Raw genomic sequence first — 23626 nt, forward strand, 5'->3', positions numbered from 1 at the left:
GGCCGCCCGTGTTTGCCGTACCGCTCACCGAGAACGCCGAACTGCGCCCGCTGGAGCCCTGGCAGGCCCCCGAGTTCCTGACCCACCTGGACCGCGCCCGCGCCCACACCGACCCGTGGATCCCCTGGGCCACCTTCTCGGTCGACCTGGACTCCGCCCGCGCCACCCTCCAGCGCTACGCCGACGGCCTGAACGCCGACCAGAAGCGGATCTACGGCATCTGGCTGGACGGCACGCTGGTCGGCGGCGTGATGTTCGTGAACTTCGACGCCCGGTCCGGCGTCTGCGAGATCGGCGCCTGGACCGAGCCGGCCGGCGAGGGCCACGGGCTGGTCACCGCGGCCGTCAGGCAGCTGCTCGACTACGCCTTCGTCACCCGCGGCATGCACCGCGCCGAGTGGTGGTGCTCCTCCGTCAACGCCCGCAGCCGGGCGGTCGCCGAGCGGGTCGGCATGACCCGCGACGGCGTCCTGCGCGAGTGGTTCCCGTACAACGGGGTCCGCTACGACAAGGAGATCTGGTCCATCCTGGCCTCGGAGTGGACCGGCCGGGCTTGAGGAGCCGCCCGGGCCCGGAGGGCCTACCGGGCCCGGGAAACGGCTGGGTCTGAGAAACGGCCGGGCCCGAGGAACCGGCCGGGCCCGAGGGCCCGAAGACCCGGCCGGCCCGCAACCGCGACAGCGCGGGGCCCGGTGGACTCCCGCGTCCACCGGGCCCCGCCGCCTCGGCCGCCGCCCCCGTCAGGCGGCCGGGGCCTCCTCCGTCGACCGCAGCCGCAGCGCGCACACCAGCGCCAGCACCCCGCCCGCCGACAGGAACACCTCGTCCACCGCGTCCGTGAAGCTGCGCACCGCTTGCTCCCGCGCCGCACCGGCCAGCGCGCCGACCGCACCGAGCGAGCGCCCCGGCTCCCCCGCCGCGAAGACCCGGGACAGCACGGTGCCGAACAGCGCCGCGCCGAGCGCGCTGCCGAGGCTCTGGAAGAACCGGATGCCGGTGGTCGCCACCCCCAGCCGGTTCCGGGGCGCGGGCGCGGCCTCCTGCACCACCGTGATCAGCTGGCCGATCAGCTGCCCCAGCCCGCAGCCCAGCAGGGCGAGTTCGGCCAGCACCGCCCACAGCCCGGTGTCCGGTCCGCTGAGGCCGAGCAGGGCGAGGGCGAGCGCCGAGCAGCCCGCGCCGACCACCGGGAACGTCCGGGTCGAGTGGCCGCGCCCGCTCAGCCGGCCGGCCACGATCCCGGACGCCGTCATCCCGGCCGCCATCGGGATCAGGTAGAGGCTGGCCGAGGTCGGGGCGACGCCCCGGGCGACCTGCAGGTAGAGCATCACGTAGACGATCGAGCCGATCATGCCCATCCCGACCAGGCCCTGGATCGCGAAGCCCAGCCGCACCGCGCGGATCCGGAACAGCGACAGCGGCAGCACCGGCTCGGCGGCGGTGGCCTGGCGCCACAGGAAGAGGCCGAACGCGCCCAGGGTCGCGGCCGCCAGCCCGAGGATCACCGGGGACGTCCAGGCGTACTCCGTGCCGCCCCACTCGGTGACCAGCAGCAGGCCGACCGAGAAGGCCGCCGCGCCTTCGCCCTGATCGAACACGGCCTCGGCGACTACGGCTCCGGCGCCGCCTGAGAGAGTTGGCGCACCACGACCGACCGGAGGTGCGCATGGACCAGCCGCTGCTCACGCGGGACCGCTCCGCCCTGCCCGCGCAGGCCGAGGGCGTCAACGCGTACGTCGGCGAGGACGGCGTCGCGGTGCTGGAGTTCGCCCGCCCGCACCGCCGCAACGCGGTGACCCTGGCGATCTGGCAGGCGCTGCCCAAGGTGCTCGAGCAGCTGGCCGGCCACGAGGGCGTGCGCGTCCTGCTGCTCACCGGCGCCGGCAACACCTTCAGCGCGGGCGCGGACATCGCCGAACTCTCCGAGGTGTACGGCGATCCGGACCGCGCGGAGGCCTACCACGCGACCAACGTCGCCGCCGAGGAGGCGCTGGCGGCCTTCCCGCACCCGACCCTCGCCGTGGTGCACGGCGCCTGCGTCGGCGGCGGCTGCCAACTGGCCGTCGCCTGCGACCTGCGCTTCGTCGCCGAGGACGCCCGCCTCGGGATCACCCCGGCCAAGCTCGGTGTGGTCTACTCGGCGGTGCCGACCGTACGGCTGTCCCGGCTGATCGGCCCGGCCCGAGCCAAATACCTGCTGTTCTCGGGCGAGTTGGTGACCGGCCGGGACGCCCTGCCGCTGGGCCTGGCCGAACGCGTCCTGCCGGACGCCGAACTGGATGCCGCCGCCCTGGACTTCGCCCGGCTGCTGACCCACCGCTCGACCCACACCATCGGCGCGGCCAAGGCCGTCCTGGACGCCCCGCCCGAGCGGGCCGACGAGGTCCTGGCCCCCTGGTTGCTCCGCTCCCGGGAGGGCTCGGACGTCCGCGAGGGCCTGGCCGCCTTCCTGGAGGGCCGCCCCGCCCGCTTCTGAGTCCCGCCGTCCCTGATCCCCGCCCGCTCCTGAGTCCCGCCCGCTCCTGAGGGCTCGGGCCGCACCCCGCAACCCATACGATCATCCGACCGAGACCCGCCCGCCCCCCACACGCCCCCGGAGCACCACCCCGATGACGACCGAGGCCGAGACCGCGCCCGCCCCCACCAGCCGGACGGTCTGGGCCCGCCGGATCACCGACGGCCTGGAGCCGAAGAACGTGATCCTCGTGCTGCTCCCGCTGCTGGGCGGCCTGCGCTACGGCTGGCCGGGCATCGGCTGGGCGCTGTTCGCCGTCCTGTTCGCCGCCGTCGTCCCGACCCTGATCATCCGGTACGGCATGCGCAGGGGCACCGTGACGGACCGCCACGTCGGCCGGCGGCAGCGCCGGCTGACCGTCTTCCCGCTCATCATGGCCTCGGTGCTGCTCAGCTTCGCGGTGATGATCGCACTGGACGCCCCGACCGACCTGACCGCGCTGGTGCTGGCGATGTTCGCCTCGCTGGTCCCGATCCTGGTGATCACCGCCTGGTGGAAGGTCTCCGTGCACACCGCCGTGGCCACCGGCGCGGTGGTCTGCCTCGCCGTCGCGCTCGGCCCGCTCTGGCTGCTGCTCGGCCCGCTGGTCCCGGTGATCGGCTGGTCCCGGGTGGTGCTGCGGGACCACACCACCGCGCAGACCGTCGTCGGCGCGGTGGTGGGCGCGGTCACCGCCGGGCTCACCTTCTGGCTGGCCCGCTGAGTCAGCGGATCGGCATCCCCGAGATCGCCCGGGCGATCACCAGCCGCTGGATCTCGCTGGTCCCCTCGAAGATCGAGTAGATCGCGCTGTCCCGGTGCATCCGTTCCACCGGGTACTCGCGGGTGAAGCCGTTGCCGCCGAGGATCTGCATCGCCTGCGCGGTCACGTACTTGGCGGTCTCGCCCGCGTACAGCTTGGACATCGAGCCCTCGGCCGCGGTGAACGGCTGGTTGTTGACGGCCATCCAGGAGGCCCGCCAGACCAGCAGCCGGGCCGCGTCGATCCGGGTCCGCATGTCGGCGAGCTGGAAGGCCACGCCCTGGTTGTCGATGATCGGCCGGCCGAACTGCTCCCGGGTCTTCGCGTAGTCCAGCGCCACCTCGTACGCGGCCCGGGCGATGCCGATCGCCTGCGCTCCGACGGCCGGGCGGGAGGCCTCGAAGGTGGCCATCGCCGCGTTGCCCCTGCCGCCCGGGCGCTTGACGCCCTCGCGGGCCCGGGCGAGGCGCTCGTCCAGCTTCTCCTTGCCGCCGAGCAGGCAGCTGCCGGGCACCCGGACGCCGTCCAGCACCACCTCGGCGGTGTGCGAGGCGCGGATGCCGTGCTTCTTGAACTTCTGGCCCTGGCTCAGCCCCGGGGTGCCCGGCGGGACGACGAAGGAGGCCTGGCCCTTCGCGCCGAGCTCCGGGTCGACGGTGGCGACCACCACGTGGACGGCGGCGATCCCGCCGTTGGTGGCCCAGGTCTTGGCGCCGTCGAGCACCCACTCGTCCTTGGCCTCGTCGTACACCGCCCGGGTGCGCAGCGCCGAGACGTCGGAGCCGGCGTCCGGCTCGGAGGAGCAGAAGGCGGCGACCTTGACGTCCTCGGGGGTGCCGAACATCTGCGGGGTCCAGGTGCCGATCTGCTCGTCGGTGCCGTTGGCCAGGACCGCGACGGCGGCGAGGGTGGTGCCGACGATGGACAGCCCGATGCCCGCGTCGCCCCAGAACAGCTCCTCCATGGCGATCGGGATGCCGACGCCGGAGGGGTCGAAGTACTGCTGGGCGTAGAAGTCCAGCGAGTAGATGCCCAGCTTGGCGGCCTCCTGGATGACCGGCCAGGGGGTCTCCTCGCGCTCGTCCCACTCGGCCGCGGCCGGGCGCATCACGTCGGCGGCGAAGCCGTGCAGCCAGTCGCGTACGGCGAGCTGGTCCGCGCCCGGATCCAGCGAGAACGTGCTGCTCATGGTGCTTGCCTCCGAAGACGTGTGCGGCCGGCCGGGGTGTTACCTCGGGTAACATCGTCGGAGTCTGCTACTGATTGGTAACCGGTGTCAACGCCCAGGCAGACCCCGCCGAAACCCGACCCGAGGAGCAGCGCATGTCCCGAGAGCCCCGCCGCGAGCAGCTGCTCAACGCCGCCGACCGGGTCATCCAGCGCGAGGGGCCGGGCGCCAGCATGAACGCCATCGCCGCCGAGGCCGGCATCACCAAACCGATCCTCTACCGCCACTTCGGCGACCGGAACGGCCTGATCAGAGCCCTGACCGAACGCCACACCGGCGGCCTGCTGGCCGCCGTCCGGGCCGCCCTCGCCGAACCGCTGGAGCGCCGCGACCGGGTCGAGCACGTCCTGGACACCTACCTCGCCGGGATCGAGGCCCGCCCCCAGGTCTACCGGCTGCTCACCCACCCCGAGCCGGGCGACCCGAGCGGCGCCGGCAACGCGCTCGCCCCCGCGCTCCGGCAGATCGCCGAGGAGATCACCCGGGCCGTGCAGAGCCAGGTCGACCTCGGCGCCGACCGCGACCTGCTCGCCGAGGCCTGGGGCCGGGGCATCACCGGCATGGTGCTGGCCGCCGGGGACTGGTGGCTGGAGAGCAAGCCCTGCTCGCGCACCCGGATGGTACAGGCGCTGGCCGACCTGCTCTGGGGCCGGCTGGCCGCCGCCGCGGACCTGCCGACCGCCGTCCTGCCGCCCGCGCCGGAACCGTCCGCCGACTGAACCGTCCGCCGGCTGAACCGCCGGCCGGCCGACACGTCCGCCGACCGTTACGCCCGCCGGCCGGAGCACCTGCGAAGCACCGTCCGCCGACTGAACTCTTGTGCGGCACACGACAGTCCGGGCATCATCGGGCCCCACCCCCACCCCCGCCGTGCGAGGTCCCCGATGCGCCTGCGCCGCACCGCCGTCGCCCTGCTGCTCGCCGCCACCGCCGCCCTCACCGCCGTCCCGGCCTCGGCCCACGACGGGCCGCCGGACCGATTCCCCACCGGCACCGTCACCGCCGCCGACGGCCGCACCTCCCTCACCGACGCCCAGGGCCGCCGCCTGCGGCTGCGCGGCTTCAACCTCGACAAGTACGCCGAGGCCACCGCGGCCGACCTCGATTCCGTCGCCGCCCAGGGCTTCACCCTGGTCCGGCTGCCGGTCTCCTGGACCAGGCTGGAACCCCGGCGCGGCCACCTCGACGCCACCGAGCTGCGCCGCCTCCAGCGGCTCCTCGACCGGGCCGACCGACTCGGCCTGCTGGTCCTGATCGACTTCCACCAGGACGTCTACGGGCCGAAGTTCGTCGGCGGCAACAACGGCGTCCCCGCCTGGGCCACCCGGGACGACGGCCTGCCCTTCACCCCGGACCCGGACGACTGGTTCGCCGGCTACTTCCAGCCCGCCGTCCAGGCCGCCTTCCGGCACCTCTACGACGACCCCGACCTGCGCGCCTGGCAGTCCGACTTCTACACCCGACTCGCCCGCGAACTGCGCGGCCACCGCTCGCTGTTGGGCTACGACCTGTTCAACGAGCCGTTCGGCCCGGTGGACGGCGACCCGAGCGACCCGGCCGTGCTGGCCGCCTCCGCCGCCGCCCTGGAGCGGGGCCGGCTCGCCGACATGTACCGCCGCCTGATCGCCGCCGTGCGCCGGTCCGACTCCCGCGCCTGGCTGTTCGTGGAACCCACCGTGCTGGTCGGCCAGGGCGTGCCCACCCGGCTGCCCGGCTTCGCCGACCCGCGCTCCGGCGCACCCCGGCTCGGCTACGCGCCGCACTTCTACGACACCGCGGTCGAGGGCGGCGCCGACTGGGATCCGGCCGGCGGCTTCGTCGAGCGGTACACCGCCGCGATCACCGACTACCCGGCCGCCCACCGCCTGCCCGTCCTGGTCGGCGAGTGGGGCCCGCCGAACTCCCGCACCCCGGGCAACGCCGAGCTGGTCCGCCGTCAGGTCACCGCGATGGACGGCTTCGCCGAGGGCTGGACGATGTGGTACTGGTGCCGGGGCGCCGGCGGCTACTGCGCACTCGACCCGGCCGGGCGCCCCGCCCCCGGCGACGAGCCCGCCTTCGGCCCGTACCCGGTGGCCGTCGCGGGCACGGACGTCCGGACGGCCGCCACCGGCGTGAGCTGGCGCGCCGACGGCACCGGGCGCGGCAGCGAACTCCTGATCCCCCCGGCCGCGTTCCCGCACGGGGCCGCGGTCGCCGTCGCCCCGGCCGGCGCCCGGGTCGAGGTCGAGCAGCCGACGGGCGGGCACGCGGGAACCGTACGCATCCGGCTCCCGCACGCCCGCCCGGGCACGACCGTGACGGTCACGCTCACCGCGCGGTGAGCCGCCCGGCGAGCAACCCGGCGAGCGTCGTGGCCGGGCCGCTCACGCCAGCCCCCGGCGGGCCAGCAGCGGCCCGGTCTCCGGCGCCCGCCCGACCACCGCGCGGAAGGACTCCAGCGGGTCCCGGCTGAACCCGCGCGACAGCAGCTCGCGGCGGAACAGCTCGCCGCTCTCCCGCACCGGGCGGCCGTTGGTCTCGAACCACTGCACGGTGTCCGCGTCCAGCACCTCCGACCAGATGTACGCGTAGTACGCCGCGCTGTAGCCGCTGGCGAAGATGTGCTGGAAGTACGCCGTCCGGTAGCGCGGCGGGATCGCGTCCACCGCGATCCCGGCCGCGGCGAGCGCCCGCGCCTCGAACTCCTCGGCGTCCTCGATCTCCGTGCCCCGCGGCACGGTGTGCCACGCCCAGTCCAGCAGCGTGGCCGCCAGGTACTCCACCGTCCGGAAGCCCTGACCGAAGCCCTCGGCCGCCTTCATCCGCTCGACCAGCTCGGCCGGCAGCGCCTCCCCGGTCGCGTGGTGGCGGGCGTAGTTCGCCAGCACCTCCGGTCGGACCATCCACATCTCGTTGACCTGCGAGGGGAACTCGACGAAGTCCCGGGGCACCGAGGTGCCCCAGAACAGCGGGTAGCGCACGTCCGAGAACAGCCCGTGCAGCGCGTGCCCGAACTCGTGGAACAGCGTGCGCACCTCGTCCCAGTCCATCAGCGCCGGCTCGCCGGGCGCCGGGCGCGGGATGTTCAGGTTGTTCAGCACCACCGGCCGCCGCCCGGTCAGCCCGGACTGGGCGACCAGCTCGGACATCCACGCGCCGCCGCGCTTGGACGCCCGGGCGTGGAAGTCGCCGATGAACAGGCCCAGCGGGCTTCCGTCCTCCTCGAACACCTCGAAGACCCTGGCGTCCGGGTGGTGCGCCACCAGGTCCGGCCGCTCGGTGAAGCTCACCCCGTACGCCAGGTTCGCGGCGAAGAACACGCCGTCCCGCAGCACCCGCTCCAGCTCGAAGTACGGGCGCAGCACCGCCGCGTCCACCTGGTAGGAGCTCTGCCGGACCTTCTCCGAGTAGTACGCCCAGTCGTGCGCGGCGATCTCCCCGATCCCGTCCGCGGCGGCCTCCCTGGCCAGCTCCCCGGCCTCCCGGCGGGCCATCGCCACGGCCGGGCCGACCAGTCGGGACAGCAGCCCGGAGACCGCCTCGACGGTGCCGGCCGTCTCGTCCGCCACCACGTACGAGGCGTGGCTCGGGTGCCCCAGCAGCGCGGCCCGTTCGGCGCGCAACGCGGCCATCCGGATCGCCAGCGGGCCGTTGACGTCGAGGCCCCGGCCGAGCGAGGCGGCCAGCAGCCGCTCGCGCACCGAGCGGTCGGTGAGCTGGGCCAACTCGGCCTGGCCGGAGGTGTTCCGCACGCTCAGCACGTACTTCCCGGGGTGGCCGAGCACCCGGGCGTTCTCCGCGGCGCCGGCGATCGCGCCCTCCGACAGCCCGGCCAGCTCCTCGGCGGAGTCCAGCACCAGCGCGGCGGAGCGGGTGACGGCGTTCACGTTCTGCTGGAACGTGGTGCCGAGCGCGGCGAGTTCGGCGTTCAGCTCGCGCAGCCGGGCCTGCTCGGCCGCGCCCAGGCGGGCACCGGACCGCACGAAGGCGGTGTACCGGCGCTCCAGCAGGCGCAGCGACTCCGGGTCGAGGCCGAGCCCGGCGCGCTCCTCGTACAGCGCCTCGATCCGGGCGAACAGCGCGAGGTCCAGGTGGATCGCGTCGTGGTGGGCGGCGAGCAGCGGGCTCACCTTCGCCTCCACCTCGTCCAGCACGTCGGTGGTGTCCGAGGAGGACTGGTTGAGGAACACCGCGTCGACCCGGCGCAGCAGCTCCCCGGAGCGTTCCAGGGCCACCAGGGTGTTCTCGAAGGTCGGCAGGCTCCGGTCGGCGGTGATCGCCGCGATCTCGGCCAGCTGCTCGGCCATGCCCCGCTCGTACGCGGGCAGGTAGTGCTCCTCGCGGATCTCGGCGAACGGCGGGAGTTCGTAGACCAGCGGGCTGGCCTGGAAGAACGGGTTCTCGGTCATTTCGCGACCATACGCCGTGTCACCCGCCCCGCTCATACGCTTTAGCGCCCGCCGCGGACCGCCGCCCGTGGGCCCTGCCGCACCCGCCCGCCGACCCCGGCCGCACCCGCCTGCCGCCCGTTGTCGGACCCACCCGTTAACGTCGACGGCGCGGACCCGTCGGTCGCGGGCCGCGGCGCGCCCCGCCCGCGGGCTCGCACCCCGTCCCGTCCCCGTCCCCGCACGCCCGACCGCGCGCCGGAGAGGAGCAGCCCCCGTGGCACCCAGGACCGCCCTCGCGCCCGACCCGCACGGCCCCGGCGGCCGGCTCCAGCCGCTGGACGACGCGGGCGCCCCGCTCGGCCCGCCGGAGGCCGTGCGCGACCTCGCCGCCGCCGTCGCCGCCCGGGAGGCCGCCGAGCGTCCGCGCTGGGTCTGGGCCGCGGCCGACTCGGCGTACACCCCGCTGCTGCCGCACCTGCCCGACCGGCTCGCCCGCTGCCACGACCTCCGACTGGTCGAGGCGCTGCTGCTGGCGCACGAGGGCCGCTTCGGCGCGCCCCGCTCGCTCGGCGCGGCCTGGGCCCGGCTGCGCGGCCTGCCCGTCCCCGACGACCTGCCCGAGCCCGGCCTGGCCGACGCGGACGACGGCCAGGACACCCTGTTCGCCCCCGACCGGCTGCAACTGCCGCCCGGCGCCGACCCACTGGCGGCCGTGGTCGCCGTCCACGCCGAACAGCAGCGCCGGATCACCGCCCTCACCGACCCGGCCGCCCGGCAGCGGTTCCGGCTGCTGGTCGCCGCCGAGTCGGCCGGCGCCCTGGTGGCCGCCGAGATGGCCCACGACGGACTGCCCTGGCGGGCCGACGTCCACGACCGGCTGCTGACCGAGCTGCTCGGCCCCCGTCCGACCGTCTCCGGCACCCAGCCCAGGCTCCTCGCCGAACTCGCCGTCGAGCTCCACCGGGCCCTCGGCGTCAAGCCGTTCAACCCCGACTCGCACGCCCAGGTGCTGCGCGCCTTCGCCGAGGCGGGCCTCCAGCTCGGCTCCACCCGCTCCTGGGAGCTCAAGGGCATCGACCACCCGGCCGCGCGGCTGATGGTCCGCTACAAGGAGCTGTCCCGGATCCACGTCGCCCACGGCTGGGCCTGGCAGGACGCCTGGGCCCGCGGCGGCAGGTTCCGGCCCGAGTACGTGGTCGGCGGCGTGGTCTCCGGCCGCTGGGCCAGCCGCGGCGGCGGCGCCCTGCAGATCCCGCGCATCCTGCGCGGCGCCGTGGTCGCCGACCCGGGCTGGCACCTGGTCGTCGCCGACGCCGCCCAGCTGGAGCCACGGGTGCTGGCCGCGCTCTCCCAGGACGCCGGGCTGGCCCGCACCGCCGCCGGCGGCGACCTGTACGAGGCACTCGCCGCCCACGCCTTCCAGGGCGACCGCGAGAAGGCCAAGCTCGGCCTGCTCGGCGCCATGTACGGGCAGACCAGCGGCGACATCGGCCCGCTGCTGAACACCCTGCACCGCCGCTACCCGGCCGCGATGGGCTACGTCGAGGCCGCCGCCCGCACCGGAGAGGACGGCGGCGTGGTCGCCTCCCGGCTCGGCCGGGTCTGCCCGCCGGCCTCCGCGGACTTCCTCGACCTCACCGAGGGCGAGACGGCGGGCGAGGCCGGCGGGCGCACCGCCCGCGCCCGTGGGCGCTTCACCCGCAACTTCGTCATCCAGGCCAGTGCCGCCGACTGGGCGCTCGCCCTGCTCGCGGCGCTGCGCCGCCGACTGAACGGACTGCCGGTGCCCAGCCCGGCGGACCGCCCGCACCTGGTGTTCTTCCAGCACGACGAGGTGATCGTGCACACCCCGGCCAACCTCGCCGACGAGGTGGCCTCCACCATCGCCGAGGCGGCCGAGGAGGCCCGCCGGCTGGTGTTCGGCGACACCCCGGTGCGTTTCCCGCTCAGCACGGCGGTGGTGGACTGCTACGCCGACGCCAAGTGACCAGGGCTTCCCCCCGGGGGGCGTCCCGCGGGGGCTCCCTTCGGCGCCGCCCGGAGCTCAGAGCTTCCGGAACCCGCGCGCGTCCTCGGCCGCCGCGACCACCTCGGCCAGCCCGGCCCCGGTCGAGGCGGTGACGGCGGCGGCCACCGCGCCCTCCACGAACGGCGCGTCGGCCAGCTTCACGCCCGGGCGCGGCTCGTCCTCCAGCACCGTCACGGCGGTGAGCACCGAGCTGCCGAGGTCCGGCAGCACGACCACGCCCGCCCCGGCGTCGGCCCGCGCGATCGCCGCCGCGATCAGGTCGTAGCTGGTGCCGAGCCCGCCGTCCTCGGTGCCGCCCGCGACGACCACCCGCACGCCGTCCGAGGCGAGTTCGCCGAGCAGCTCGCGCAGCCCCTCCGCGAGCCGGGCGCTGTGCGAGACCAGAACAATGCCCACGTTCTCACTCATGCGGCCGACCCTACGGCCGGAACCCGCTGCTCCGGGAGAGTGATCGGAATCCCGCGTGTCGCACCCCGTGCCCACCACCCCCGTCTGGCGTAGCGTCGGGGCGACGGCGTCGACGGCCGTGGCGTCCCCGCCCAGGTCACCCAGGTCACCAAGGGAGCGAAGAACGTTGAAGAAGCTGATCAACACCCCGGAGGGCGTCCTGGAGGACGCGCTGGCCGGAATCGCCGCCGCCCATCCGGAGCTGGCGGTGGACATCCCCAACCGGGTGATCACCAGGGCCGCCCGCCCGGCCGCCGCCAAGGTCGCGCTGATCTCCGGCGGCGGCTCCGGCCACGAGCCGCTGCACGGCGGCTTCGTCGGCCCCGGCATGCTCGACGCCGCCTGCCCCGGCGAGGTGTTCACCTCGCCCGTGCCGGACCAGATGCTGGCCGCCGCCAAGGCCGTGGAGACCGGCGCCGGCGTGGTCTTCATCGTGAAGAACTACACCGGCGACGTGATGAACTTCGAGCTCGCCGCCGAACTCGCCGCCGAGGAGGGGCTGGAGGTCCGCACCGTCCTGGTCAACGACGACGTCGCGGTCGAGGACTCCACCTGGACGGCCGGGCGCCGGGGCACCGGCGCGACCCTCCTGGTCGAGAAGACCGCCGGCGCGCTGGCCGAGCGCGGCGCCCCGCTGGACGAGGTGGCCGCCCTGGGCGAGCGGGTCAACGCCGCCTCCCGCTCCTTCGCGATCGCGCTCACCGCGGCCACCGTGCCGGCGGCCGGCAAGCCCGGCTTCGACCTGCCCGAGGACGAGATCGAGGTCGGCGTCGGCATCCACGGCGAGCCCGGCCGCCGGCGCGAGAAGCTCCGCCCGGCCCGCGAACTCGCCGCCGAGGTGGTCGAGACCATCCTGACCGACCACCACCTGACCCCTGGCGACGAGGTGATCGCCCTGCTCAACGGCCTCGGCGGGACCCCGCTGCTGGAGCTGTACGTGGTCTACGGCGAGGTCGCCGCCAGGCTCGCCGAGCGCGGCATCACGGTGGCCCGCAGCCTGGTCGGCAACTACGTCACCAGCCTGGACATGGCCGGCTTCTCGCTCACCCTCACCAAGGCCGACGCCCAGCTGCTCGAACTCTGGGACGCCCCGGTCGACACCCCCGCCCTCAAGCGGGCGTAGGGCGTGTCCGATCGATTCGCCCCAGCCCCGAGCCACACCGAAGGAGACCCCATGGACTTCGACACCGCCCTGGCCGAGGCCTGGATCCGCGCGATCGCCGCGGCCGTCGAGAAGGAGCGCTCCCGGCTCACCGAGCTGGACTCGGCGATCGGCGACGGCGACCACGGCAGCAACCTCCAGCGCGGCTTCGCCGCCACCCTGACCGCCCTGGACGGCCTCCGGCCGGCCGGCCCGGGCGCCGTCCTCACCAAGACCGGCACCACGCTCATCTCCAAGGTCGGCGGCGCCTCCGGACCGCTCTACGGCAAGGCCTTCCGCGCGATGGGCGCCGCCCTGCCCGAGCCGGCCGGCCCGGCCGCGGTCGCCGAGGCCCTGTCGGCCGGCCTGGACGCCGTCCGCCTCCTCGGCAAGGCCGAACCGGGCGACAAGACCATCGTGGACGCCTGGACCCCGGCCGTCGCCGCCTTCCGCGCCGCGGCTGGCGCCGGCCTCCCCGCGGCGGCGTCGGCGGCCGCCGACGCCGCCGAACAGGGCGCCCTCGACACCGTCCCGCTCCGGGCCCGCAAGGGCCGCGCCTCCTACCTCGGCGACCGCAGCATCGGCCACCAGGATCCGGGCGCCACCTCCACCGCCCTCGTCTTCCGCACCCTCGCCGACGTCACCGCCACCTGAGCCCCCGCAGGGCCCCTCGCCCGGTTCCCCGGGCGATTCCCTCCCGGCCCTCGCTCTCAGGCAGATCCCAGGACCCTTCCCTTCCTGTTCCCCGCGCAGTTCCCCGAGCCCCGGCAGGGGCGCGGGGAACTGCGCGGGGCGGAGGCCCCCACCCGCACCACGCCCCGAACCCCCGGCCCCGGCCCCGGCCCCCGCAGAGCGCCCCTCACCCGTCCGTCCGCGCGATCAGCAGCAGCAGGGCGTCGTCCCGCAGCTCCCCGCCCGTGTGCGCCAGCAGGTCCGCGTACACCCGCCCCACCGCCGCCTCCAGCTCCCCCGCCGAGCGCGCGGCTCCCCGCACCAGCGGCCCGACCCGCTCCGCCAGCGGGTAGAACTCCCCGTTCGTCCGGTGCCGCGCCTCGATCACCCCGTCCGTGCAGAGCACCAGCACGTCCTCCGCGCCGAACGGCTGCTCCCAGGTCGTCGGTTCCCCCGCCGCCAGCCGGCCGAGCCCCAGCGGCACCCAGGGGTCGGGCGCGTGCAGCACGTGCGCCCGCCCGTCGCCGTCCACCCGGATCGGCGGCACGTGCCCGTACTGCAGCAGCTCCATCGCCCCCGGCGTCCGGAACTCCGCGAACAGCGCCGTGGTGAACTCCCCGTCCGGCACGTGCCGTTCGACGCTGGCCTCGATCCGCGCGGCGACGCCCCGCAGCCCGGCCTCGTCGTACGCCGCCTCGCGGAACGCGCCCAGCACCACGGCCGCGGTCTGCACCGCCGCCAGCCCCTTGCCACGGACGTCCCCGACCGCGACCCGGGTGCCGTGCGGGGTCTCCAGCACCGAGTACAGGTCCCCGCCGATCTGTGAGGCGTCCGCCGCCGACACGTACCGCACCGCGAGCCGCAGCGGTCCGACGGCCGGCCCCGGCAGCTGCAGCAGCGCCCGCTGGGCGGCCTCGGCGACGGAGCTGACGGCCGCGAAGGCCGCCGCCCGCCGCATCCGGATCTTGGCGACCCAGGCCGAGAACAGCGTCAGCACGACGTAGCTGACCATCGCCCCGTAGAGGAAGCGGGCGTCGTTGATGTTGTCGACCTCGTCGTGGTGGCTGAGCCCGAACACCGTGACCAGCCCGAGGAAGCAGACCAGGAGCAGTTCGCGGGGTTTCAGGGTCAGCGCCGCGACGGTCGGCACCACGGTCATCAGCGGGGCGAGGTAGCGGTCCTTGCCGGAGAGGAAGTCCGCGAGCCCGACCAGCAGGACGGCGATCAGTGCCGGGGCGGCACGCCGCCAGAACGGCACGTCCTGGAGGTCGGCGGCGAGCAGGGCGCCGCGCTGCCGGTCCGGCGGCAGTCCGGCTGCCGTGGGAGCCGAGGGAGACTGGGCGCGGCGGAGCGGAAACACATACCGAACATAAGGGACGATCACGGGCGAGGCCCTACCGGCCCGTCCCCCCGCACCGCGGGGCATCCCACCCCGCCCCGCCCGGAAATACCCTGGAGGGGTATGCTGGCGGTAGCAGAGTCGTTGTCGGCGCCGCATCCCGGGCAGCACCCGGGCCGCCCTGACCTCCCGGAGGCCTCCATGTCCAGCACCATCACCTACACCGTGTCCGGCATGAGCTGCGGCCACTGCGAGAAGGCGATCAGCGAGGAGGTCTCCGCCCTGGCCGGGGTCACCGAGGTCGCCGCCGACGCCACGGCCGGAACCGTGACGATCTCCTCCGCCGCCCCGTTGGACGACGAGCAGGTGCGCGCCGCGATCGACGAGGCCGGCTACGAGCTGGTCGGCCGCAGCGCCTGACCCCCCGGCACGGCGGGGGCCTCGAACCGCTCCCGCCGTCCGCCCGACCAAGGAGCTGATCCGCATGAGCACGTCCGCCCCGGACCTCGGGGCGCGGGACCGGGTCGAGCTGTCGATCGGCGGGATGACCTGCGCCTCCTGCGCGGCCCGGATCGAGAAGAAGCTCAACCGGATGGACGGCGTCGAGGCCACCGTCAACTTCGCCACCGAGAAGGCCCGGGTCGACTTCGGCCCCGGCACCACGGTCGAGGAGCTGATCGCCACCGTCGAGCGCACCGGCTACACCGCCGAACTCCCACCGCCCCCGGCCCCGGCCGCCCCCGAGCCCGGATCCGAGCCCGAGCCCGAGCCCGCCGACCCCCTGCGTGACCGGTTGCTGATCAGCGCCGTCCTCAGCCTCCCGGTCGTCCTGCTGTCGATGGTCCCGGCCCTCCAGTTCACCGACTGGCAGTGGCTGGCCTTCGCCCTCACCGGCCCGGTCGTGGTCTACGGCGGCCTGCCCTTCCACCGCGCCGCCTGGACCAACCTGCGGCACGGCGCCGCCACCATGGACACCCTGGTCTCGCTCGGCACCCTGGCCGCCTTCGGCTGGTCCTGCTGGGCGCTGTTCTGGGGCCACGCCGGCCGGCCCGGGATGCGCCACGAGTTCTCGCCGTCCGTCGGCGACACCGACCCCTCCTCCTCGCTCTACCTGGAGACCGCCGCCGCCGTCACCGTGCTGATCCTGCTCGGCCGCTGGCTGGAGGCCCGTTCCAAGCGCCGGGCCGGCGCCGCCCTGCGCACCCTGCTCGACCTCGGCGCCAAGGACGTCGCGGTGCTCCGGGCCGGGCGGGAGGTACGGCTGCCGGTGGACCGGCTGACGGTCGGCACCCGCTTCGTGGTCCGCCCCGGCGAGAAGATCGCCACCGACGGCACGGTGGTCGAGGGCGCCTCGGCGGTGGACGCCTCGATGCTGACCGGCGAGTCCGTCCCGGTCGAGGTCACCGTCGGCGACGCCGTCACCGGCGCCACCGTCAACGCGGGCGGCCGGCTGGTGGTCGAGGCCACCCGGGTCGGCGCGGACACCCGGCTGGCCCGGATGGCCAAGCTGGTCGAGGAGGCCCAGAACGGCAAGGCCGCCGCCCAGCGGCTGGCCGACCGGATCTCCGCCGTCTTCGTCCCGGTCGTCGTCCTGATCGCCCTGGCCACCCTGGTGGTCTGGTTGCTGACCACCGACAGCCCCACCGAGGCCTTCACCGCGGCCGTCGCCGTACTGATCATCGCCTGCCCGTGCGCCCTGGGTCTGGCCACCCCGACCGCGCTGATGGTCGGCACCGGCCGCGGCGCCCAGCTCGGCATCCTGATCAAGGGCCCCGAGGTGCTGGAGACCACCCGCACGGTGGACACCGTCGTCCTGGACAAGACCGGCACCGTCACCACCGGCCGGATGGCCCTGGTCGCGGTGCACACCGCCGAGGGCGTGGACGGGGCCGAGGCGCTGCGCCTGGCCGGCGCCGTCGAGCACGCCTCCGAGCACCCGATCGCCCGGGCGGTCGCCGAGGCCGCCGCCGAGGCCGGTGAACTGCCCGCCGTCGCGGACTTCCGCAACGTGCCCGGCCGGGGCGTGGAGGGGGTCGTGGCGGGCCGCGCGGTCGTCGCCGGGCACGAGGCCCTGCTGGCCGACCGCGCCCTGCACCTGCCGCCCTCCCTGGCCCGTGCCAAGGCCATCGCCGAGGCGGCCGGCCGCACCGTGATCGCGGTCGGCTGGGACGGCGAGGCGCGGGCCGTGCTGGAGGTCGCCGACGCGGTCAAGCCGACCAGTGCCGAGGCCGTCGACAGACTGCGGGCACTGGGCATGACGCCGGTGCTGCTCACCGGCGACAACCGGGCGGTGGCCGGGGCCGTGGCGGCCGAGGTCGGCATCGCGCCGGAGCACGTGATCGCCGAGGTGCTCCCCGAGGACAAGGTCGCCACCGTCAGGCGGCTGCAGGCCGAGGGCAGGGTCGTGGCGATGGTCGGCGACGGCGTCAACGACGCGGCCGCGCTCGCCCAGGCCGACCTGGGCCTGGCGATGGGCACCGGCACCGACGCCGCCATCGAGGCCGGCGACCTCACCCTGGTCCGCGGCGACCTCCGCTCGGCGGCCGACGCGATCCGGCTCTCCCGCCGCACCCTGGGCACCATCAAGGGCAACCTGTTCTGGGCCTTCGGCTACAACGTGGCGGCGATCCCGCTGGCCGCGGCCGGCCTGCTCAGCCCGGTGATCGCCGGGGCGGCGATGGCCTTCTCCTCGGTCTTCGTGGTCACCAACAGCCTGCGGCTGCGCCGCTTCCGGCCCGCCTGAGCCCGGACACCCCCCCGCGACCCGGACCCCCCGGCCGCACGCGCGAGGGCCCCGGACCGACACCGGTCCGGGGCCCTCTGGCCTGTCCGGGCGCGTCTCAACGCCCCAGCAGCTCGCCGCCGTTGCAGTGCAGGATCTCGCCGGTGATGAACCCGGCCTCGGGCGAGGCCAGGAAGTGCACCGCCGCCGCGACCTCACCGGTCTCGCCGATCCGGCCGAGCAGGGTGCGGGCGGCCCGGCGGGCGACCTCGGCCTCGTCCAGCCGCGGCCCGAAGAACTCGGTGCCCGCGACGGTGCCCGGCGCGACGATGTTGGCGGTGATGCCCGACGTGCCCAACTGGGCGGCCAGGAAGTGGTTCCAGGCGTGCAGCGAGGCCTTCGCCGCGCCGTACGAACCGGCCCCGCGCAGGGCGGCGATGGAGCTGATGGTGACCACACGGCCGGAGCCCGGGGTGAGCCGGTCACGGACCGACTCGGTGAGCAGCACCACGGTGAGCACGTTGCGCTCGAAGTCGCCGCGCCAACGCGCCAGCAGGGCGTGCGGGCCGCCGCCGACCACGGTCTCCCGGCTGCCGGCGTTGTTGATCAGGACGTCGATCCGCTCGGGCAGATCGGCGAGCGCGGCCTCGACGGCGTCCGGGTCGGCGAGGTCGCACACCAGCGGGGTGACGCTCGGCCCGAGGTCGGCCGCGGCCTTCTCCAGGACCTCCCGGCGGCGGCCCACGATCACCACGCGGTCGCCGGCCTCGACGAACCGACGCGCGACTTCGTACCCGATTCCCGTGCCACCGCCGGTGACGACGACGTTCCTGGCCATCTGCCCACTCCCTCCCCAGTTCCGCCGTCACGTGGCGAATGGCGCGACGGTCCGTACCGGAATGCCACGATTCCTATCACGCTCGGTTGCCGTGACTGCGGGGAGGGTGACGTCCCGCCCGCGTGAACGTGTGGTATGGGCGAGGTACGACGCGCACACGGAGCGTGGCGAGAGGCAGCTCACACCCCCCCGGCGTAACTTCTCGCACCCTGATACGTCTTAGGTTGGTAGTGCGGCAGTTTTCCGATGGGCGGGGACACGCTGAACGGCATCGTGTCCCCGCGCTTCCAGCGGCTGTCGTCGACGGGGCTCCGGCGGGCCCCGGGAACGGTCGTCGGCTCTCGACGGCCTTCGCGCACGACGCCGGGGTTCTGGCGGGCCTGGGACGCTTTGAGCGGCCGTCCCCGGCTGCGGCCGGCCCCGGAGTCGTGCGCCGTACGGTTCCGTCTCCGCGCGGGCCCTCGGGCGCGCCACCGGGACGCGAAGGGGCCCGACCGCTCAGGCAGCGGCCGGGCCCCTTTCAGCTTCCGCGCGGGCCGGTGGTCGGCTCCGCTCCGGTCAGCGGGCGTCCAGCGGGACGTAGTCGCGGATCGCGGTGCCGGTGTAGATCTGGCGCGGGCGGCCGATCCGGCTGGTCGGGTCGTTGATCATCTCGTGCCAGTGGGCGATCCAGCCCGGCAGCCGGCCGAGCGCGAACAGCACGGTGAACATGCTGGTCGGGAAGCCCATGGCGCGGTAGATCAGACCCGTGTAGAAGTCCACGTTCGGGTACAGCTTGCGCGAGATGAAGAAGTCGTCCTTGAGGGCGTGCTCCTCCAGCTTGAGCGCGATGTCCAGCAGCTCGTCGTTCTTGCCGAGCTGGCCGAGGACCTCGTGCGCGAGCAGCTTGACCTGGGCGGCGCGCGGGTCGAAGGCCTTGTAGACCCGGTGGCCGAAGCCCATCAGCTTGACGCCGGCTTCCTTGTTCTTCACCTTCGTGATGAAGGCGTCGACGTCGCCGCCGTCCTTCTGGATGCTCTCCAGCATCTCCAGCACGGCCTGGTTGGCGCCGCCGTGCAGCGGGCCCCACAGGGCCGAGATGCCGGCCGAGATCGAGGCGAACAGGTTGGCGTGGCTGGAGCCGACCAGGCGCACGGTGGAGGTCGAGCAGTTCTGCTCGTGGTCCGCGTGCAGGATGAGCAGCTTGTCCAGCGCATTGACGACGACCGGGTTGAGCTCGTAGTCCTCGGCGGGGACGGCGAAGGTCATCCGCAGGAAGTTCTCGACGTAGCTCAGGTCGTTGCGCGGGTAGACGAAGGGCTGGCCCATCGCCTTCTTGTACGCGTACGCGGCGATCGTCGGCAGCTTGGCGAGCAGGCGCACGGTCGACAGGTGGCGCTGGGCCGCGTCGAACGGGTTGTGGCTCTCCGGGTAGAACGTGGACAGCGCGCCGACCACCGAGGACAGCATGGCCATCGGGTGGGCGTCCCGCGGGAAGCCCTGGAAGAAGCGCTTGACGTCCTCGTGCAGCAGGGTGTGCTGGGTGATCTCGCGGTTGAACTCCGCCAGCTGGTCCGCGTTCGGCAGCTCACCGTTGATCAGGAGGTACGCGGTCTCGATGAAGCCGCCATCGGAGGCGAGCTGCTCGATCGGGTAGCCGCGGTACCGCAGGATGCCGTTGTCGCCGTCCACGAAGGTGATCGCGGACTTGTACGCGGCGGTGTTACCGAAGCCGTTGTCCAGGGTGACCAGGCCGGTCTGCGGGAGCAGCTTCGAGATGTCGAAGCCGGAGTTGCCCGCAGTGCTCTCGACGACGGGGTATTCGTACTCGCCGTCCTGGTACCGCAGTACTACCGAGTTGTCGCTCACGTCTTCCTCACCGACGAAATGAATCCTCTTCCAAGGTGCCCTGACTGTCTCTACCATCCCCCATCCGGAGGACAGTCGCGCACCCGGGGTGGCCCGAAAGGGCCCGCCCCTACAAAACCTGCCGCCGCAGCCGGTACGAACCGGACAAGATCGGCACCACCCTAGGCTCTGCCGTAAATCTCTTCACGTCAAGAGAACATTAGAGGCAACCATCCCGTTGGATAATCATCCAGTTGACAGTCGATGATCGAGCGCGGTGTGCCTCCGACCTGCACTGACGGCCCGAACGGCCTGTCCGATCGCCTTGCGTGACCCCACCAGCACCACCAGTTTCCTCGCCCTGGTCACAGCGGTGTAGAGCAGGTTCCGCTGGAGCATCGTCCAAGCGGACATGGTGACCGGAATCACCACCACCGGGTACTCGCTGCCCTGCGAGCGGTGGATCGTCACCGCGTACGCGTGGGCCAGCTCGTCCAGTTCGTCGAACTCGTACACCACCTCCTCGTCCTCGTCGGTGAGCACCGTCAGCCGCTGGTCGTCCACGCTGAGGGCGGTCACCACTCCCACTGTGCCGTTGAAGACGCCGTTCCGCCCCTTGTCGTAGTTGTTGCGGATCTGGGTGACCTTGTCCCCCACCCTGAACGTGCGGCCGCCGAAGCGGCGCTCGGCCAGCCCCTCCCGGGCCGGCGTCACCGCCGCCTGGAGCAGGGTGTTCAGGTTCCCCGCGCCGGCCGGGCCGCGGTGCATCGGCGCCAGCACCTGCACGTCCCGGCGCGGGTCGAAGCCGAACTTCTGCGGGATCCGCCGCGCCACCACGTCCACCGTCAGCCCGGCCGCCCGCTCCGCGTCGTCCTCGGCGAACAGGAAGAAGTCCGCCAGTCCGTCCGTCAGCGGCGGCCTGCCCTCGTTGATCCGGTGCGCGTTGGTCACCACGCCGGACTGCTGCGCCTGCCGGAAGATCCTGGTCAGCCGCACCGATGGGATCGGCCCGCCCTCGGCCAGCAGGTCCCGCAGCACCTCCCCGGCACCCACCGAGGGCAACTGGTCCACATCCCCCACGAACAGCAGGTGGGCACCCGGCGGCACCGCCTTGACCAGCTTGTTCGCCAGGATCAGGTCCAGCATGGAGGCCTCGTCGACCACCACCAGGTCCGCGTCCAGCGGCCGGTCCCGGTCGTAGGCGGCGTCCCCGCCGGGCTTCAGCTCCAGCAGCCGGTGCACCGTCGAGGCCTCCACCCCGGTCAGCTCCGCCAGCCGCTTCGCCGCCCGGCCGGTCGGCGCCGCCAGCACCACCTTGGCGCGCTTCGCCAGCGCCAGCGTCACGATCGACTTCACCGTGAACGACTTGCCGCAGCCCGGACCGCCTGTCAGCACGGCGACCCGCTCCGTCAACGCCAGCCGCACCGACTGCTCCTGCTCCGGCGCCAGCTCCGCCCCGGTGCGCTTCGCCAGCCAGTCCAGCGCCACCGGCCAGTCCACGTTCCCGAACCACGGCATCCGGTCCTCGTCCGAACGCAGCAGCCGCAGCAACTGGTTGGCGAGCGAGATCTCCGCCCGGTGGAACGGCACCAGGTACACCGCGGTGACCGGCTCGCCGCCCTCCCCCGGGACCGCCTCGCGCACCACCCCCTCGGCCGCCACCAGCTCCGCCAGGCAGTCGATCACCAGCCCGACGTCCACCTGGAGCAGCTTCACGCCGTCCGCGATCAGCCGCTCCTCCGGCAGGAAGCAGTGCCCCTGGTCGGTGCTCTGCGACAGCGCGTACTGCAGGCCGGCCTTCACCCGCTCCGGGCTGTCGTGCGGGATGCCCACCGCCTGGGCGATCCGGTCCGCAGTCAGGAAGCCGATGCCCCAGACGTCCGAGGCCAGCCGGTACGGCTCGTTCTTCACCACACCGATCGAGCCGTCGCCGTACTGCTTGTAGATTCGCACAGCCAGCGAGGTGGACACCCCGACCCCCTGCAGGAAGACCATCACCTCCTTGATGGCCTTCTGCTCCTCCCAGGCCGCCGCGATCTTCTTCGTCCGCTTCGGCCCCAGCCCCGGCACCTCGATCAGCCGGCCCGGCTCGTTCTCGATCACCTCCAGGGTGTCCACCCCGAAGCGCTCCACGATCCGCTCGGCGAACCGCGGCCCGATCCCCTTGATCAGCCCCGAGCCCAGGTACCGCTGGATCCCCTGGACGGTCGCCGGCAGCACCGTGGTGTAGTTCTCCACCGTGAACTGCCGCCCGTACTGCGGGTGCGAGCCCCACCGCCCGTGCAGCCGCAGCGACTCGCCGACCTGCGCCCCCAGCAGCGCGCCCACCACCGTCAGCAGGTCGTTGCCGCCCCGGCCGGTGTCCACCCGGGCCACCGTGTAGCCGGTCTCCTCGTTGGCGTAGGTGATCCGCTCCAGCACGCCCTCGACCTGCGCCAACTGGCGCGGCACCTGCTGCCCGGACTGCGACGCCTGCTTGCTCACCGGACCCCCTTCGACCGGTACGGGTGGATCATTCCGCTACGCACCGTACCGCCCTGCCCCGACAGCCCCGGAACCGTCGCTGCCGTGCAGCGCCCCGGCCGAGGTGCCAAGGTGGGAGGAACCGAGGGGGACCGCCGTCGACCGCGCCCGCCCGGGCCCCGTCCGAGGAGCAGTGCCGCCATGCTCAACACCGACTTCCGCCCCGGTTCCCCGGACTGGCTCGACCTGAGCAGTCCCGACACCCGGGCGTCCGTCGACTTCTACACCGCGCTGTTCGGATGGACCTTCGACTCGGCCGGCCCCGAGGCCGGCGGCTACGGCTTCTTCCAGCTCGACGGCCGGACCGTCGCCGCCCTCGGCCCGGTCGCCGAGGACGGCGCCGCTCCCGGCTGGACGATCTACTTCGCCACCGAGAACGCCGACCACACCACCGCCCTGGTCGAACAGTCCGGCGGCCGCGTCCGGTTCGCCCCCTTCGACGTCTTCTCCGCGGGCCGGATGGCCGGCTACACCGACCCGACCGGCGCGGACTTCGCGGTCTGGCAGCCGCACGACACCCGCGGCCTGGACCTCGTCACCGAGGAGGGCAGCCTCTGCTGGACCGAGTGCTACAGCGTCGACGCCGAGCGCGCCAAGTCCTTCTACCGGGCCGTCTTCGAGTGGCAGGAGCAGGACGTCCCGCTCGGCGAGGTGACGTACACCGTCCTCACCCCGGCCGGCGGCGGCACGGACGACGCCCACGGCGGCATCATGCAGCTCGGCCCCGAGCACACCGCGCGCGGCACCACCTCGCACTGGCTCCCCTACTTCGAGGTCCCCAACACCGACGCCAGCCTCGCCATCGCCGCCACCCTCGGCGCGACCGTACGGATCCCGGCCATGGACGTGCACGGCGTCGGCCGGCTGGCCCAGCTGGTCGACCCCCACGGCGCCGTCTTCGCCGTCATCACCAGCGTCAAGTCCGCCGGCTGACGCCAACGGGGTCCCAGGACCCTTGAGACGGGCCGTGAAGGGGTGCTACGTGCGTAGACAAGGCTGGGCGCGGCACGCAGTACCTCCGGTGCCCTGATCGCGGCTGACGCGGCCGTCTGGCGAATCGATCGAATCCGTCGCTCTGTCAGATCCGTCGAATCCCTCGAATCCATCCATCCACCGAGCCTGTCGAGTCCGGTTTCCGGGAAATGCGAAAAGCCCCTGATCCGAATGGATCAGGGGCTTTTCAGAAGAATTGTTCGGCGGCGTCCTACTCTCCCACAGGGTCCCCCCTGC

General features: G+C 73.9%; 19 protein-coding genes. 11 read left to right on the plus strand and 8 right to left on the minus strand.

Going from position 1 to position 23626, the window contains the following annotated elements:
• Nucleotides 1-8 precede the first annotated feature (8 nt).
• Nucleotides 9-557 (plus strand): GNAT family N-acetyltransferase, encoded by a 549-nt coding sequence (locus ACWDBB_RS28545; protein ID WP_449792326.1) that lies wholly within the window; start codon nt 9-11, stop codon nt 555-557.
• A gap of 183 nt (nt 558-740) precedes the next feature.
• Here ACWDBB_RS28545 and ACWDBB_RS28550 read toward each other — a convergent pair whose 3' ends face one another.
• The gene (locus ACWDBB_RS28550) at nt 741-1598 is read right to left on the minus strand and encodes an MFS transporter (RefSeq protein ID WP_449792327.1); all 858 of its coding nucleotides are present in this window, start codon (nt 1596-1598) and stop codon (nt 741-743) included.
• A 68-nt stretch (nt 1599-1666) separates the two neighbouring features.
• On the opposite strand from ACWDBB_RS28550, the gene ACWDBB_RS28555 reads away from it, so the two are divergent.
• Both ACWDBB_RS28555 and ACWDBB_RS28560 read left to right on the plus strand, forming a co-directional pair.
• Nucleotides 1667-2476 carry an enoyl-CoA hydratase/isomerase family protein gene (locus tag ACWDBB_RS28555; protein ID WP_449792328.1) on the plus strand — a complete coding sequence of 270 codons (810 nt, stop codon included), beginning with the start codon at nt 1667-1669 and terminating at the stop codon, nt 2474-2476.
• A gap of 133 nt (nt 2477-2609) precedes the next feature.
• Nucleotides 2610-3218, plus strand: coding sequence for a hypothetical protein (locus ACWDBB_RS28560; RefSeq protein ID WP_449792329.1), 609 nt, complete (start codon nt 2610-2612; stop codon nt 3216-3218).
• A gap of 1 nt (nt 3219) precedes the next feature.
• Here the strand turns inward: ACWDBB_RS28560 and ACWDBB_RS28565 are convergent, their stop codons facing one another.
• Nucleotides 3220-4446 (minus strand): acyl-CoA dehydrogenase family protein, encoded by a 1227-nt coding sequence (locus tag ACWDBB_RS28565; protein WP_449792330.1) that lies wholly within the window; start codon nt 4444-4446, stop codon nt 3220-3222.
• 134 nt (nt 4447-4580) lie between these two features.
• Here ACWDBB_RS28565 and ACWDBB_RS28570 point away from each other — a divergent pair, with 134 nt between their 5' ends.
• Nucleotides 4581-5204, plus strand: a complete 624-nt coding sequence (locus ACWDBB_RS28570) for a TetR family transcriptional regulator (RefSeq protein WP_449792331.1) — start codon at nt 4581-4583, stop codon at nt 5202-5204.
• A 165-nt stretch (nt 5205-5369) separates the two neighbouring features.
• Nucleotides 5370-6809, plus strand: coding sequence for a glycoside hydrolase family 5 protein (locus ACWDBB_RS28575; RefSeq protein WP_449792332.1), 1440 nt, complete (start codon nt 5370-5372; stop codon nt 6807-6809).
• Between the two features lie 42 nt (nt 6810-6851).
• Here the strand turns inward: ACWDBB_RS28575 and ACWDBB_RS28580 are convergent, their stop codons facing one another.
• On the minus strand, nt 6852-8876 hold the full coding sequence (locus tag ACWDBB_RS28580; RefSeq protein WP_449792333.1) for a M3 family metallopeptidase: 2025 nt from the start codon (nt 8874-8876) through the stop codon (nt 6852-6854).
• A gap of 256 nt (nt 8877-9132) precedes the next feature.
• On the opposite strand from ACWDBB_RS28580, the gene ACWDBB_RS28585 reads away from it, so the two are divergent.
• On the plus strand, nt 9133-10845 hold the full coding sequence (locus ACWDBB_RS28585; RefSeq protein ID WP_449792334.1) for a bifunctional 3'-5' exonuclease/DNA polymerase: 1713 nt from the start codon (nt 9133-9135) through the stop codon (nt 10843-10845).
• A gap of 57 nt (nt 10846-10902) precedes the next feature.
• Here ACWDBB_RS28585 and dhaM read toward each other — a convergent pair whose 3' ends face one another.
• Complete coding sequence (dhaM, locus tag ACWDBB_RS28590; protein ID WP_449792335.1) at nt 10903-11295, minus strand: dihydroxyacetone kinase phosphoryl donor subunit DhaM; 393 nt, start codon at nt 11293-11295, stop codon at nt 10903-10905.
• A 166-nt stretch (nt 11296-11461) separates the two neighbouring features.
• On the opposite strand from dhaM, the gene dhaK reads away from it, so the two are divergent.
• Both dhaK and dhaL read left to right on the plus strand, forming a co-directional pair.
• Entirely contained in the window at nt 11462-12457 is a 996-nt protein-coding gene (gene dhaK / locus ACWDBB_RS28595) for a dihydroxyacetone kinase subunit DhaK (RefSeq protein ID WP_449792336.1), read from the plus strand.
• Nucleotides 12458-12508: 51 nt separating this feature from the next.
• Nucleotides 12509-13129, plus strand: a complete 621-nt coding sequence (gene dhaL / locus ACWDBB_RS28600; protein ID WP_449792337.1) for a dihydroxyacetone kinase subunit DhaL — start codon at nt 12509-12511, stop codon at nt 13127-13129.
• Nucleotides 13130-13334: 205 nt separating this feature from the next.
• On the opposite strand, the gene ACWDBB_RS28605 is transcribed toward dhaL, so the two are convergent.
• A complete protein-coding gene (locus ACWDBB_RS28605) occupies nt 13335-14507 on the minus strand; it encodes a PP2C family protein-serine/threonine phosphatase (protein ID WP_449792338.1) in 1173 nt (390 codons plus the stop codon).
• Between the two features lie 180 nt (nt 14508-14687).
• Here ACWDBB_RS28605 and ACWDBB_RS28610 point away from each other — a divergent pair, with 180 nt between their 5' ends.
• Together ACWDBB_RS28610 and ACWDBB_RS28615 are read left to right on the plus strand one after the other, a co-directional pair.
• Nucleotides 14688-14906 (plus strand): heavy-metal-associated domain-containing protein, encoded by a 219-nt coding sequence (locus ACWDBB_RS28610; RefSeq protein ID WP_387757800.1) that lies wholly within the window; start codon nt 14688-14690, stop codon nt 14904-14906.
• 64 nt (nt 14907-14970) lie between these two features.
• A complete protein-coding gene (locus ACWDBB_RS28615; protein ID WP_449792339.1) occupies nt 14971-17229 on the plus strand; it encodes a heavy metal translocating P-type ATPase in 2259 nt (752 codons plus the stop codon).
• A 97-nt stretch (nt 17230-17326) separates the two neighbouring features.
• Here the strand turns inward: ACWDBB_RS28615 and ACWDBB_RS28620 are convergent, their stop codons facing one another.
• The 3 genes from ACWDBB_RS28620 to recD2 all read right to left on the minus strand — a co-directional run bounded on the left by ACWDBB_RS28620 (nt 17327) and on the right by recD2 (nt 22357).
• Nucleotides 17327-18046: an SDR family NAD(P)-dependent oxidoreductase gene (locus ACWDBB_RS28620; RefSeq protein ID WP_449792340.1), complete on the minus strand. Its 720-nt coding sequence runs from the start codon at nt 18044-18046 to the stop codon at nt 17327-17329.
• Nucleotides 18047-18604: 558 nt separating this feature from the next.
• Nucleotides 18605-19894 carry a citrate synthase gene (locus tag ACWDBB_RS28625; protein ID WP_355264308.1) on the minus strand — a complete coding sequence of 430 codons (1290 nt, stop codon included), beginning with the start codon at nt 19892-19894 and terminating at the stop codon, nt 18605-18607.
• Between the two features lie 225 nt (nt 19895-20119).
• Nucleotides 20120-22357: an SF1B family DNA helicase RecD2 gene (gene recD2 / locus ACWDBB_RS28630; RefSeq protein ID WP_449792341.1), complete on the minus strand. Its 2238-nt coding sequence runs from the start codon at nt 22355-22357 to the stop codon at nt 20120-20122.
• Between the two features lie 180 nt (nt 22358-22537).
• Between recD2 and ACWDBB_RS28635 the strand changes: the two genes are divergently transcribed.
• Entirely contained in the window at nt 22538-23329 is a 792-nt protein-coding gene (locus ACWDBB_RS28635; protein WP_449792342.1) for a VOC family protein, read from the plus strand.
• Nucleotides 23330-23626 lie beyond the last annotated feature (297 nt).

It is taken from the genome of Kitasatospora sp. NPDC001095, from assembly GCF_053598615.1.